The sequence below is a fragment of the Egbenema bharatensis FJBBOT/2019 genome, from assembly GCF_048077055.1.
Classification (GTDB): domain Bacteria; phylum Cyanobacteriota; class Cyanobacteriia; order Elainellales; family Elainellaceae; genus Egbenema; species Egbenema bharatensis.
In genome coordinates this window covers 291,017-304,596 of record NZ_CP182236.1, presented here as the reverse complement: position 1 = coordinate 304,596, position 13,580 = coordinate 291,017, and the positions used below count along the sequence as shown (strand labels likewise).

The following is a 13,580-nucleotide window of genomic DNA, read 5'->3' as shown; positions in this document are numbered from 1 at the left end:
GATGGCTATGTCTTCGTCTGAATCTGTGTTGGAACCCTCTGCTGCTCCCACCCCCCAGGTTTCACCCGATCGTCTACCAGAAATGCTTGGGCCAGAAATGCCTGCGTTTAATGATGCCCTACCAGAGGCGACTGAGTCTGTGACTGAGGCCTTTTCAATGGGGGTTGAAGAGGAATATCAAATTATCCATCCCGCCAATCGGGAACTCTACGCCAAAGCAGAGGAGATTTTGCCGATCGCCCAGCAGTCCCTGGGGGATGAAGTGCAGCCGGAACTGAAACGATCGCAGATTGAAATTGCCACGCCCGTTTGTCAGACATTAGCGGAAGTTCGAGAGCAGCTTAACCATGCCCGACGGTCTGTGATTCAAGCCGCCATGACTCAGGGGGCACGAATTGCCGCCGCAGGCACCCATCCCTTTTCCCGCTGGCAAAATCAGCCAATCATGCCCAAGGAGCGGTATCAGGGCTTGCTGGAGGACTTTCAGCAACTGGCGCGGGAAATGCTGATCTGGGGGTGTCATGTCCATGTGGGTATCCGCGATCGAGAAATGGCGGTTCAGGTCATGAACCGGGCCCGCTACTGGATGGCTCCCCTGCTGGCACTGACGGCGAATTCTCCTTTCTGGCTAGGGGCAGATACGGGATATGACAGCTATCGCACCTTACTCTGGAGCCGCTGGCCCATGTCGGGTTTGCCGCCTCACTTTGATTCCTATGCCGACTACAAATCTCTGGTGCAACAGTTTGCTGAGACGGGCTGTATTGAAGATGCGACTAAGATTTACTGGGATATTCGCCTATCGGAACGGTTTCCCACGATCGAATTCCGGGTGTCTGATGTCTGCATGACCGTGGATGAAGCGGTGATGCTGGCTGGACTGATTCGGGCTTTGGCTCAAACCTGTTATGCAGAAGCCCAACAACGGCAGCCTTCCCCCAACCTTCGTCCTGAAGTCCTGCGATTTGCCCACTGGCGATCGGCGCGCTATGGTCTAAGCACCGAGTTGATGGATGTCCGGACGGGAAAATCGGTGCCTGCCCCTGAACTGATTCAGTCCATGCTGGAGTGGTTGCGCCCGGTGCTGGAATCCCACGGTGAGTGGGGAGAGGTGAGTGGGTTGGTGAACAAAATCTTGACTCAGGGCACAGGAGCCGCCCGACAGCGACAGGTTTATCAGCAGACGGGAAGTTGGGAAGCAGTGGTCGATCGCATTGTCCGGGAAACGGCAGCAGGGCTGGATCTCAACCTGGATTCGCGGTAGGAATTCACTAAAATTCGCTGGGGAAATGGGTGGTGAAAAGCCTTTATACCTTGCGGGGGAAGGAGGACGGCTGTGCTACATGATATAGCTGATGAAACTGTAATGGGTATGCCTATGCTTGCGATCGAACAGTCAATATCAGCCGATCGAGTCCGTGAAACGCGACATCGCCTGGGACTCTTGCAAGCCAGATTTGCTGCAAGATCAGGAGTTTCATCTCCAAGGGCGAAGGGTTGGGGAAATGGACGAGCCAGTCCCTTGTCTGTTGCGGGGAGGCAAATCGAATGCCTGCTGCATCAAATAGGTCATAGTAGCAAAGGTTTGCTTGCCAGGTCCTTTTCACGGCAAGGATAAAGCTGCTATGCCTGATTTTCTGTCTTCCCAGAACTTCTTTGATCGCTCTGTTGGTAGTCAAAATTTCCCGCAAACCCGTCCTTAAAGAATGACCGAAGCTGATGTCCTGATCACCGCAGAACTGGCGAATCGTCCCGCCCGTCCACCGGATTTAGCTGCCGAAAATGAAGCCCTTCGCACCCTGGCGCACCACCAGTTAGATGCGCCCCAGTCGTTACTAAAAATTTTAGTTAACCTTGCCCTTGATCTCTGTCAGGCGGATACGGTTGGGGTCAGCTTGCTCGAATCGGATGCCAACGGTGCAGCAGTCTTCCGTTGGGTGGCGGTTGCGGGCGCATTAGAAGCATTGGAACACACCACAGCTCCGGTTCACTTTAGCCCCTGTGGCACCACGCTCTCTGCCAATCATCCCCAGCTATACCGCCATCCTGAGCGCTATTTCACCTACCTGGATCATTTCCAGCATCCGATCGTAGAAGGGTTGCTGATTCCCCTATGCGTTGGCGATCGTCCCCTGGGTACGTTGTGGCTTTTATCCCACCATGAGGCAAAGCAGTTTGATCGGGAAGATCAACGGCTGACCACGAGCATGGGAGTTTTTGCCGCTTCTGCTCTTCACCAGATGCCACAGGGGCAGCGGACAGAAATGGAGCTGCATCAAAGGGAGAAGTTGAGTCAGCAGGTTCTGGATAGTAGCGATGACTGCATCAAAGTTCTGGATTTAGAAGGGCGAATTCTGTTTATGAGCCGTGGCGGTCAGGCGTTACTGCGGATTCAAGACATCACGCCGTTCCTCCATGCATCCTGGGTGGAGTTTTGGCAAGGTTCAGAACAGCAGGCGGCCTGGGAGGCGATCGCGGGAGCGAGATCGGGAGAAGTGTGTACCTTCCAGGGTTATCGTCCGACGCTGACGGGTGAACCGAAGTGGTGGGATAACAAAGTCAGTCCGATTCGGGGAATGAATGGGCAAGTTGAACGGTTGCTGTGTGTTTCGCGGGATATTACCGATCGCAGGCAAATCGAAGCGAAACGCAGACAGGCGGAGGAACAGTTACGGGAGTCAGAAGGGCAGTATCGAGCGATCGTCAATCAGGCAATTGCAGGGGTTGTGTACACCGATCTGGATGGCACACTGACCTTAGTGAACCAAAAATATTGCGACATCACAGGTTACTCAGCGGATGAGTTAAGCCAGTTGCGGATGCACGATATTACCCATCCAGAAGACCTACCGCGTAATGTGGAACTGTACAACCGGATGCTGGCGGAAGGGTCGCCCTTTGAAATTGAAAAGCGGTACATTCGCAAAGATGGCTCGATCGTCTGGGTCAATAACCATGTCTCTGCAATCTATGATGTCAATGGCATTCCCCAATCCGTCGTGGCGATCGTGCTGGACATTACCGATCGCAAGCAGGCAGAAGCCACCTTGCAGAATACCCTGGAGGAGCTGCAAACGACTGGAGAAGAGCTACGTCAGCAGAATGAAGAATTGGCAGTTGCCCGTGAGCTAGCTGAACTCGAAGGACATCGCTATCAGGATCTCTTTAATTTCGCGCCGGATGGATATGTCGTCACCGATGCCCAGGGCATTATTTTGGAAGCCAATCGGGCGATCGCAGCTTTAGTCGCCATTGAGCAATCCTATCTGATCAATACTCCTCTGGTGATCTACATTTCTGAGGCAGACCGCTACACCTTCCGCAATTTGCTTTACGAGTTGCAGCAGCAACCTGGGGTACAGAAGCTGCAAACGGATGAACTGAGCCTGAAAAGTAGAGGACAACAGCCGATTCCCGTGGCGATGACCGGAACGACCATCTGTGATGCTCAGGGGCAAGTTGTTGGTGCTCGTTGGTTGATTCAGGATATTACCCGTCGTAAACGGCGCGAGGCGAACGCTGCCTTTTTGGCTGAAATTAGTGAAGACTTCTCCCGACTTTCCACTGCCGATGAGATTATGCAGGGGGTTGGGGCGAAAATTGGCGCGTACCTCAATATTACGACCTGTAACTTTACCAATGTGGATGAAGCTCAGGGGCAGGTAACGGCTCATTACGGCTGGAACAGTGCGGAGGTGCGGAGTACCATCGGTACTTTCTGTACTCGGGAGTATTTGAATGAGGAATTTGAGCGGGCCAGTCGTGCCGGAGAAACCGTTGTCGTTCGGAACACGCAAACGGACTTGCGCACTGATGGCCCGGGCTATGCGGCCCTCAATATGTATTCTTTTGTAACCGTTCCGTTTCATCAGCAGGGCCGGTGGACGCACTACATTGCTATCTGCGACTCTCATCCCCGCGATTGGCAAGACGACGAAGTTGAATTGATTGAAGAGATTGCAAATCGGATCTTCCCTCGGCTGGAACGGGCCCGCGCGGAAGCGGCTCTGCGCGAATCGGAAGAAAAATACCGATCGCTGTTCGAGTCGATCGATGAGGGCTTTTGTATCATCCAAGTTCTGTTTGATCAAAACGGCACAGCTAACGATTATCGATTTCTCGAAGCGAATCCAGCCTTTGAGCACCAGACGGGACTGGTGAATGCGATCGGCAAAACAATCCGCGAGATCGCGCCGAACCATGAGACCTACTGGTTTGAGATTTATGGTGAAGTTGCAATCACGGGTGTACCGGCTCGGTATGAAAACTTTGCCAGGGAGCTTGGACGAGTTTTTGATGTGTATGCCTTTCGGGTCGGTGAGCCACAGGAGCACAAAGTCGCCGTTCTCTTCACTGACGTTACTATCCGCAAGCGGGTGGAGCAGGAACGGGAACGTTTTCTCTCGGTTGGTTCAGACTTTCAGGTGATTACGGGCATGGATGGGTATTTCCGTTGGGTCAGCCCTAGCTTTGAACGAACCCTCGGTTGGACTCAGACGGAAATGACGGCCCACCCCTGGACTGAGTTTGTCCACCCGGATGATGTTGTGCCTTCGATCGCTGAAACCGACAGTCTGTTTTCTGGACAAGAAACCTTTGCCTTTGAAAACCGGTATCGTCACAAAGACGGTTCCTATCGCTGGTTACTCTGGAAGGCCCAATCCTATCCAAATGAGCAGGTGCTTTACGGAGCAGCCGTTGACATTACCGATCGCAAACAGGCAGAAGCGGAACGCGAACAACTGCTGGACAATGAACGACAGTATGCGAATCAGCTTCAGGGACTGACCTCTGCTGCCCTGGCAATCAACTCAGCCCTGTCCGTGGATGAGGTTTTGCGGGTCATTACCGATCAGGCGGCTGCGATCATCGGTGCTCACCAGGCAGTGTCCAGCATGACGATCGACCAAAACTGGGCCCAGGCAATTAATGCAGTCTTCCTGTCGGATAAGTATGCCCAGTGGCAAGACTATCATGAAAAACCAGATGGATCAGGCATCTACGCCTGTGTCTGTCACCTAAACCGTCCGATGCGGATGACGCAAGCCGAACTGGAAGCCCATCCAAGCTGGAACGGTTTTGGTCCGGAAGCAGATCGCCATCCTCCTATGCGAGGTTGGTTGGCAGCTCCCCTAACTGGACGGGATGGGCGCAACATTGGCTTAATTCAACTTTCAGACAAGTATGAAGGCGAGTTTACGGCAGCCGATGAATCCATCCTGGTGCAGCTTGCCCAAATGGCATCGGTTTCCATTGAAAATGCCCGACTCTACGAAGCGGAACAACAAGCCCGATCGACGGCTGAAGCTTCACGGGAGGAAGCCCAAGCTGCCAACCGGGTCAAGGATGAGTTTCTAGCGGTGCTGTCCCATGAATTGCGATCGCCCCTGAATCCGATTCTGGGCTGGGCAAAACTACTGCAAACTCGGCAGTTTGATCCCCAGGCGACCCAACGGGCCCTGGCCACCATCGAGCGCAATGCCAAACTCCAGACGGAACTGATTGATGATTTGCTGGATGTCTCCCGGATTCTGCGCGGCAAAATGGCGTTAAACGTCGGTGTGGTTGACCTGGCGACCGTGATCGAATCTGCTCTGGAAACGGTACGGCTGGCCGCGGAGGCCAAGCACATCCAAATTCAAACCCAGATGCAGTCGGAGGGGGGCAGATATCTGGTGATCCGGCCCGCCTTCAACAAATTGTCTGGAATTTGCTGTCTAATGCGGTCAAATTCACGCCTAATGGTGGGCAAGTCGAAGTTCGTCTGGAGCAGATGGGCGATCAGGCTCAAATTCAAGTCAAGGACACGGGAAAGGGAATTAGTCCAGATTTCTTGCCCTATGTGTTTGATTACTTCCGGCAGGAAGACGGCAAAATTACCCGGAAATTTGGCGGACTGGGCTTAGGATTGGCGATCGTCCGTCATCTGACGGAACTGCATGGCGGTACGGTTCATGTCGATAGTCCTGGGGAAGACCTGGGAACCACCTTCACCGTCAGCCTGCCGCTCATTGCTGCTGCCGCTCGTTCAGAACCAGCTCTGCCCCATCCGGTTTCCACGGTTAATTTGAGTCAACTGCGAATTTTGGTGGTAGATGATGAGGCAGATATGCGGGAGTTGGCGCAATTTATCCTGGAGCAGCAGGGAGCCCAGGTCATCACTGTGGTTTCTGCCGCAGAGGCCCTCACCCAGTTCGATCGCCAGCCTCCCGATATCCTGATCAGCGACATTGGGATGCCCGAAACGGATGGCTATATGCTGCTGCAACAGATCCGCCAACGATCGCCGGGACAAGGAGGACAAGTACCCGCGATCGCGCTCACAGCCTACGCCGGAGAGTATGATCAGCGACAGGCAATCAAAGCAGGTTTCCAAAAGCATCTACCCAAGCCAGTGGAACCTGATGTGTTAGTCGAGTCCATTTCAGAATTGGTGGAAAGAACGTAGGGGCGATTCGCTTTACAAGAGTGGGGAGTAGGGGGTAGGGAGTAGGGAGTAGGGAGTAGGGATCTCGCTTAGAAATGCAAATTCAATAATCTGAAATTCTTGTGGGGTGGGCATCTTGCCCGCCCAGTCAACCAATGGCAAGAACATCACCAAGTCATTGTCTTGTGGGGTGGGCATTTTGCCCGCCCAGTCAACTAGGCAGAATGATTACAGGTTATTTGATCCACGATCCTTAGCCCTCCGTACCAGGCTACGGTGTACACACAAGTCATCTGCTCTAGCCACGACTGGGTTTGATCCTCCCTAACCCTCCTTAAAAAGGAGGGAACCGGATTAGAAGTCCCCCTTTTTAAGGGGGATTTAGGGGGATCTATCAGGGTTTGAGCCTCTCAGCCAAGATCTGTGTACACGGTAGCCGTACCAGGGGAGAAAATCTCTTTTACTCAATCGCCTGCTCATAGAACTGCGTCATCTCGGCAAACCACTCCTGACGGGAAGCTTGCCAGGTGTAAAACATATGCCCCCCTTTGTAATGGCGGATGGTTAGATTGGGGCGCACCTCTGGATCGAGCTTCATCAAATCTGCCAGATGGTTGGAGGCAAAATAGGGCGTAACCAGATCAAACAAGCCGTGGGTAATGTAGACCTGCATATAGGGATTCAGGGTCATGCCAATTCGTAAATCATCCACTGCGCCGATGAAGCCCTGTTTCAATCCGCCTTTCAGTTCAAATTTCCAGGCTTTGAAGGTTTCAAAATTCAGCAGATGGTAGGGTAAGTTCGTTTCCACCCCCAGAGTGCCGCGCAAGTGGCTGTTAATCGCTCCGGTGAACAACCGATCCAGCCCATCTAAAGTCGGATCAGTGCCTTCGTAGAGAGGACGATCGGGGAAGGGATCGATCGCCGTAATCGAAGCATCGTAAAAGCCCACAATGCGCTGCTGATCGCGGAGCAGTTCCCTGGCAAAGACTTCAATCCCGATCCGTCCGCCCTGCCGGGTAATCAAATCTACGGGTAATCCAATTAAGTCGGCGATTTGCTGATAGGCTTGCTGGCGTTCCTCACTGGATAGGGTATCGCCCATTGCCAGAAGGGGAATTAACGTTTTGCGGGCAAAGGTTTCGGCGGCAGCAAGATGGGCCGGCAAATTTTCACCTGCCAATTTCGCTCGTTGATGATGGGCAGCCGATCCGGCCATTGAGGGTAACACTGCGGCCCAGGAGGTCAGGTTGTAATCAGTTCCTTCCAGCAAACTAAACTCCAGTACCGGGGAAATCAGAATCGCCCCTGACAACCCCACGCCAAAGTCCTGTTGTAGTTTGCGCGCTAATTTTGCTACCCGAAATCCGCCGTAACTTTCCCCAGCAATGAAAACGGGAGACAACCAGCGATTTTGCTTGGAGAGGAACGTCTGGATAAACTCCGCCAGGGCTTTTAAGTCCCGCTCTACTTCCCAAAATTCCGTTTCCTTCTCCTCCGGCTTATCAGCTTTTGCTTTGTCATCTGCTTTATCCTTGCCATTCTCCTGTTCTGGCGACACTGCCCGACTAAAGCCAGTCCCCACCGGATCGATGAACACCAGATCCGTGAAGCTCAACCAACTTTCCAGGTTGTCTACCACTTTTACAGGCGGTTTGGGCAACGTCCCCTGTTCACCAAACTCGACGCGCTTTGGCCCCAACGCGCCCATGTGCAGGTAGGCAGAGGCAGCCCCCGGGCCGCCGTTAAAGACAAAGGTGAGGGGGCGAGGGGAGGAACCTTGATGATCCGTCAGGTAGGCCACATGAAAGATTTCGGCGATCGGCTTTTCGCGCTCATACAACGGTTGCCAGGCGGCGATCGCGGTGTAATGGAGCTCTCCGGTGGGCAGGGGGAGGACATGCTGTGTGGTGCTGGATGGACGAGGGGTGGATGAAGTGGATGGAGTGGATGAGGTGGATGGGTTGGAATCAGTCATGATGATGAATTTAAGAGAATGAGCGATCGGTTAGTTTAAATGGTTCAAAATGATTCAAATGGAGCAGTCTTTACTCTCCACCATTACAGACCCTGGGCGATCGATTCGATCAGCCGCAGCATTAAAGCTCTGTCTGCGTTAGCTTGAGCAATGTGCTGGTTAAATTGGGCAATGTGCTGATCAAACCGTTCTAGAAACGCTTCATGTCGTCGCTCTACTGCTTCATGCCGTCGCAACGATTCCTCATGGTTAGCAGAAACAATATCAGCCAGGGTCGAAACCGTTGACTTCAGGTCTGAAATGGAGCGTTTCAACTCCTGCATATCAATTTCGATCGCTTCCACCCTGGGTTCCAGGTTGCCACTGTTACTGGTCATAGCCCCTCACGCTCCATTGCCGCTAGCTTCCCGCCAATCTTGTTTATAGTTTGCTCATCTTGAGCCTGTTGGCTGCCTTTGTTCAAGCAAGGTGGCATTGGGATGACTCCACCCTTCGGCTATCTTCCAAAGAACCCACCTTCTCCCATTCTCTAATAAAAAATTTGCTAATAAAAAAATTCGCCCTGTAAGGGCTGAACCACTTACAGGGCGAATCGCGCTTTGCCTAGTTTTTAATACCCCCAGGGGAATTCGAATCCCCGTCGCCTCCGTGAAAGGGAGGTGTCCTAGGCCTCTAGACGATGGGGGCGCGTTTGCTTGACCTTAACTAAATTAACGAATTCCGCGAGTAATGTCAACACTTAAAAAAAATTCTGAGCGAAAAGATTGGGAGTTAGGTGACCGGAAGATATCCTGCCAGTCGATTAAATTAAATAGTGTCCAGAGCAAATAGCCTGCCACTGCCAGTCCGATGAGGGTCAACAGGAAGAGCCGAGCTTCTGGAAGCCAGTCTAGCCAGTCGGGAGAGGTTCTGACGGAACGGGACTTGGTTGATTTGCTGGGGGAGTAGGTGGTGGTGGGACGGGAGGATCCGCTGGGAGATCCGGTGGGGGATCCGGTGGAGGTGGAACGGCTGGGTTTGCTGGAAGCGGTTGGGGGAAGGCCATAGGCGGCGCGGAACTGCTGAAATTTCTGACTGACGGCGATCGGACGTTGTCCGGTTCGGCTCCATTGCAGGAGGGAATCTCCAGTGATGCCACAGAGATTTACGTTAGGAATATCGAATAGCCGTTGTAGTAAGGAGCGATCGTTGGTCACCAGTACCACCAGGCTATTGGGGAACTCTTCCGATAATCCCAGGGCACATTTCCCTACTGCCAGGGACACTCTGGCCCGTCGCGTCAAGGCCTGCCCGCTGCCCATTTTCAAAACGGGATGGGTTCCAGCCGCCTCAGTTACTTTCCATCCACTGGTGGCATAGAAGCGATTGAAGGCTTTGGCCAGGCTTTCCAAATCGGGATCAGGCGATCGATCGAACAGCATTTTCATTTCTTCGTAGACCACCTGCGGAACATAACAGTTGCCGACTCGGGAAAACTCACGCCATTCGCTAGGCGTGGCGGCGGACAGAGCATTGACATCGAAGACCAGAATCACAGGGGGAACTGCCACCATACCTTATACCTCTACAAGGACACACCAATCCCCAAACGCCCTGCCAGACTTGGAGTCAGGGGAAGTAATGTTGCTGCCATCAAGAACAGGACTAACAAACCCAGGGCTGCGCGGGCATCATCGGGTTCAGAGATCTCATTTAAGGCGGGACGCTCCAAATCACGTTGGAGGAACAAAATGAGGATTGCCCAGTATAACGCCAAAGGATTCACTAAAGACGCTAAACCTAAAACAATTAATGTGGCAACCGTCAGTCGCCCTGCCACCTTACGACCATAAATGGACTGAATGATCCGTCCTCCATCTAACTGACCAGCAGGCAGGAGGTTGAGCGCGGTAATGACCAATCCCAACCAGCCAATCACAAACAGGGGATGGACATCCACCAGGGGCTTTTGGACTTCGGTTCCCAACACGACTCGCGCCAATGTTCCGACTAAAATCGATCCCTGAAAAAATTCCGAGGGAATCTGGAACAGGCTACCGGGACGGGAAAGCACCAGTCCGATTAACAGCATGACAAAGGCCACCAGTCCTCCCGCGATCGGCCCGGCAAAGGCAATGTCGAACAGAACCGATCGATTGGGCAGCAGGGAGGTGAAGCGGGTGAGGGCACCAAAGGAACCAATTTGCAAAGCGGGAATGAAGAAGGGGGGAGCCAGGCGAATATTGTAGCGACGGGCGGTAAACCAGTGCCCTAATTCGTGGGTGGCTAGCACTGCCAGGATTCCGGCGGCGGTAGGGATGACTTCGGCATAGCGATTTAGCTCAGTAAAAAAGTCAAACCCGCGCAGAAAACCTGAAGTCTCCAAACAGGTGGCGATCGTAGCTAATCCCAAAATCACGGACAGAATCACCTGGGGCGGGGTAGTGGGTTTAGGATCGTTGGTACTGGGAAGTACCACAACCACTGGCTTATTCTCGACTCCTTCAACCAAAAACAGACGATATTGATCACCTAATCGCTCCTGGAGTGTTTTGGAAAGGCGATCGTGGCTTTGATCCGGATCTCCGCGCAAGTTACCCCGAAAAATCGCGCCATTCTGGTAGGGAATGGTTTCGGTAGCGAAAAAGGTATCGATGCCGAAAATGCCTTTAATGGACTGGAGGTCTTCCGCTGGAATGGTGGGAACGGTGGGTGGCTGGGTGGTCGCGTCCTGGGAATCGGTGGCAGCAGCAGATGATTCCTCGGTTGCCGGGGGTTCAGTGGAGTTGGATTCGTTAGTGGCTGCGGATGCTATGGAGGAGAACCGTTTGGGCATTCCCTTTTCGTTCGCTTCCGAGCGTAATTGCCGCCCCAGCAGAATATAAAGTCCGATCGAGGTGACGATCAGAAAAATGATGCCTGCCAGGTTGAGATAAATTCCGATCGTAAATAAACTAAAAAAAATCAGCCAGGGAGCCATGATCACCACCGACTGGAGCCATGCCAGAATCCCAAACTTGCCATAGGGCCGGGCGCGGTAGTATCCCCATCCCAATAGCCCGATCGCAAACAACAGAACTAACGCCGTAATCATCGTTCTTCCAATTCCTTGATTAATATCCAGAGGGCTGAGTTAAGGAGTTGAAGATCAGGAACAGGAGGCGAAGGGCATGGGGTTGAATTCGATCGCCCGTTCCGATCAGGCTGGGTGGTTAGGAATTCCTGCTTCCCGATCGTGCTCCTTTGGTTCAGTTCCTCTGGATGGGTATTCGCCTGCGGTGGCACCATGAATCCATGCAGGTTGGCTTAAATGTAAAATGCCTATCCTACAAACCTACCAAGCTATTCTGCGTAATTCAACGGATGGGGGAGATTGCTGCCTGAATGGCCTGCCGGAGATTGCCCTGATGCTCTGTTAAACACTGCCGACTGGCTGCGGCATCCAGGCCTGTCCAGTGCATGAATAAAGCTAACTTCACCTGGCGATCGCTCTGTTCTAATAGGGTTGCAGCTTGCTCGCTATCTAAATCAGTCAAGTCCTGGAGGATGCGAAGGGCGCGATCGTAAAGTTTCGTGTTGGTGACGGATACATCGACCATGCGGTTGCCGTAGACCTTCCCCAGTTTCACCATTACTCCGGTTGAGAGAATATTCAGGGCCAGTTTCGTGGCGGTTCCTGCCTTTAAGCGTGTGGAACCCGCCAGCACTTCTGGCCCGACTAACAAGCGGATGTCAATATCTACCGTCTCTAGCGTGACCTGGTTGATGGGCACACAGGCAATCAAGATCGTCGTTGCGCCTCGCTGTTGGGCTGCATGCAAGGATCCGTGAACGTAGGGAGTCGTTCCGCCTGCCGTGATCCCGACCACCACATCGCGGCTGGTAATGTGATGATGGGCGATCGCCTCGGCTCCATCTTCCGCCCGGTCTTCCAACGCTTCCGAACTGCGCACCAGGGCAGAGGCTCCCCCCGCGATAATTCCCTGCACGAGTTCCGGTGGGGTACAAAAGGTGGGCGGACACTCGGCCGCATCCAGTACGCCCAGGCGACCACTGGTTCCCGCTCCCACATAGAATAATCTGCCCCCATGACGTAAGGCTTCTGCCGTTCGATCGATCGCCTCTGCCAGGGGTTCCCGTGCTGCCCGAATCGCTGCGATCGTCTGGGCATCCTCCTGGTTAAACAGATCGACTATTTCTAAAGCCGTCATCTGATCCAGGTTTTGACTGTTCGGATTCACCTGCTCCGTCAGCAAATGTCCCCGGCCATTTCCATCCTTCATTCCTCTTCCCTCTTCCCTCTTCCAACTCCCGACCCCCAACTCCCTCTTCCGACTCCCTCTTCCCTCTTCCAACTCCCTCTTTCCTTGCCCTTTCTCCTCTCCCGACCCCCAACTCCCGACTCCCTATTCCGACTCCCTCTTCCAACTCCTCACTCCTCACTCCTCACTCCCTACAACAACCCCTCCAATCGCCGCCGAATATCATCCAATTCCGTACTGGACAATTCAGAGGGAGAATCCGTCGATCGATCGGAGGCGCGATCGGGTTGAGGTTCAGCGTTCGGATCCCAGTCCGTTTGCTCAACATTGGTTTCCGGGGGAACGGTGAGGGTTCCTTCAGGAATTAGTTTGCAGTCGTAGCCCGCATCCTGACAAAATTCCTCAATTTCCTCTGATTCAAGGGCTTCTACCGTTGGATTGGCAAAGTCCTGGGCTTCTAGCATCAGCCCAAACCGAGTTGCATCGTCTTCTGATTCAAACATCAAAATCACATCTCGATCGCCAGCCTTGAGGGTATGAATCCCTTCATTTTCTGTGCGGGCATTAAATAACAAAACATAAACACGCATGAGTCAAGCGGAACTTTGTTGTCGTAAAACTGTGTCTATGGTAATTGGGAACGGCATCCCTCGCAGCAAGATTTTACCGTAGGTTCGTTCAGCTTCGATCTTTCGATCTGTAGGCAGGTATAAGTTCAGGTCTGAGTCGAGTTGAACGTCCTGAGTTCCCAGAGGTTTTATATTTAGGGCTTGTGCTGAAAAGTTGTCTGTAACCCCAGACAAGACAGCTCTGAATCATTCAACCCTGCCATCCATCCGATCGCTCCATCAGACCGTCAGGATAGTCGATCGCAGGGATACAAAGGATTGCAGCAGAATTACAGCAGGATTACAGTGGTTTGACTCAAATCATC

At 53.0% G+C, this 13,580-nt stretch carries 8 protein-coding genes, 1 tRNA gene and 2 pseudogenes; 3 read left to right on the top strand and 8 right to left on the bottom strand.

The annotated features are described in order from the left end of the window. Positions 1 to 7 precede the first annotated feature (7 nt). A complete protein-coding gene (locus ACM1PF_RS01350) occupies positions 8 to 1,264 on the top strand; it encodes a carboxylate-amine ligase (protein WP_416671744.1) in 1,257 nt (418 codons plus the stop codon). 112 nt (positions 1,265 to 1,376) lie between these two features. On the opposite strand, the gene ACM1PF_RS01345 is transcribed toward ACM1PF_RS01350, so the two are convergent. Beyond that, positions 1,377 to 1,607: a hypothetical protein gene (locus tag ACM1PF_RS01345; protein ID WP_416671743.1), complete on the bottom strand. Its 231-nt coding sequence runs from the start codon at positions 1,605 to 1,607 to the stop codon at positions 1,377 to 1,379. A gap of 99 nt (positions 1,608 to 1,706) precedes the next feature. Between ACM1PF_RS01345 and ACM1PF_RS01340 the strand changes: the two are divergent. Both ACM1PF_RS01340 and ACM1PF_RS01335 read left to right on the top strand, forming a co-directional pair. Beyond that, a pseudogene (locus tag ACM1PF_RS01340) lies at positions 1,707 to 4,376 on the top strand (PAS domain S-box protein); the annotation flags it as partial. A 51-nt stretch (positions 4,377 to 4,427) separates the two neighbouring features. After that, a pseudogene (locus ACM1PF_RS01335) lies at positions 4,428 to 6,448 on the top strand (ATP-binding protein); the annotation flags it as partial. Positions 6,449 to 6,887: 439 nt separating this feature from the next. Here the strand turns inward: ACM1PF_RS01335 and ACM1PF_RS01330 are convergent. The 7 genes from ACM1PF_RS01330 to ACM1PF_RS01300 form a co-directional block, all read right to left on the bottom strand. Continuing rightward, a complete protein-coding gene (locus ACM1PF_RS01330; RefSeq protein WP_416671742.1) occupies positions 6,888 to 8,405 on the bottom strand; it encodes a S10 family peptidase in 1,518 nt (505 codons plus the stop codon). A gap of 83 nt (positions 8,406 to 8,488) precedes the next feature. Next, a complete protein-coding gene (locus tag ACM1PF_RS01325) occupies positions 8,489 to 8,782 on the bottom strand; it encodes a hypothetical protein (protein ID WP_416671741.1) in 294 nt (97 codons plus the stop codon). A 237-nt stretch (positions 8,783 to 9,019) separates the two neighbouring features. Next, positions 9,020 to 9,092, bottom strand: a tRNA-Glu gene (locus ACM1PF_RS01320). Between the two features lie 23 nt (positions 9,093 to 9,115). Continuing rightward, positions 9,116 to 9,958 carry a PIN domain-containing protein gene (locus tag ACM1PF_RS01315; RefSeq protein ID WP_416671738.1) on the bottom strand — a complete coding sequence of 281 codons (843 nt, stop codon included), beginning with the start codon at positions 9,956 to 9,958 and terminating at the stop codon, positions 9,116 to 9,118. Positions 9,959 to 9,969: 11 nt separating this feature from the next. Further along, positions 9,970 to 11,478: a site-2 protease family protein gene (locus tag ACM1PF_RS01310; protein ID WP_416671736.1), complete on the bottom strand. Its 1,509-nt coding sequence runs from the start codon at positions 11,476 to 11,478 to the stop codon at positions 9,970 to 9,972. A 262-nt stretch (positions 11,479 to 11,740) separates the two neighbouring features. Beyond that, positions 11,741 to 12,667, bottom strand: coding sequence for an N-acetylmuramic acid 6-phosphate etherase (murQ, locus tag ACM1PF_RS01305; RefSeq protein ID WP_416671733.1), 927 nt, complete (start codon positions 12,665 to 12,667; stop codon positions 11,741 to 11,743). 170 nt (positions 12,668 to 12,837) lie between these two features. Further along, the gene (locus ACM1PF_RS01300; RefSeq protein WP_416671730.1) at positions 12,838 to 13,236 is read right to left on the bottom strand and encodes a DUF3110 domain-containing protein; all 399 of its coding nucleotides are present in this window, start codon (positions 13,234 to 13,236) and stop codon (positions 12,838 to 12,840) included. Between the last annotated feature and the right edge of the window lie 344 nt (positions 13,237 to 13,580).

Coding starts and splice junctions, on each gene's coding strand:
- ACM1PF_RS01350 (WP_416671744.1), top strand. CDS start 8: ATGTCTTCGTCTGAATCTGTGTTGGAACCCTCTGCTGCTCCCACCCCC.
- ACM1PF_RS01310 (WP_416671736.1), bottom strand. CDS start 11,478: ATGATTACGGCGTTAGTTCTGTTGTTTGCGATCGGGCTATTGGGATGG.
- ACM1PF_RS01300 (WP_416671730.1), bottom strand. CDS start 13,236: ATGCGTGTTTATGTTTTGTTATTTAATGCCCGCACAGAAAATGAAGGG.
- ACM1PF_RS01315 (WP_416671738.1), bottom strand. CDS start 9,958: ATGGTGGCAGTTCCCCCTGTGATTCTGGTCTTCGATGTCAATGCTCTG.
- ACM1PF_RS01325 (WP_416671741.1), bottom strand. CDS start 8,782: ATGACCAGTAACAGTGGCAACCTGGAACCCAGGGTGGAAGCGATCGAA.
- ACM1PF_RS01330 (WP_416671742.1), bottom strand. CDS start 8,405: ATGACTGATTCCAACCCATCCACCTCATCCACTCCATCCACTTCATCC.
- murQ (WP_416671733.1), bottom strand. CDS start 12,667: ATGAAGGATGGAAATGGCCGGGGACATTTGCTGACGGAGCAGGTGAAT.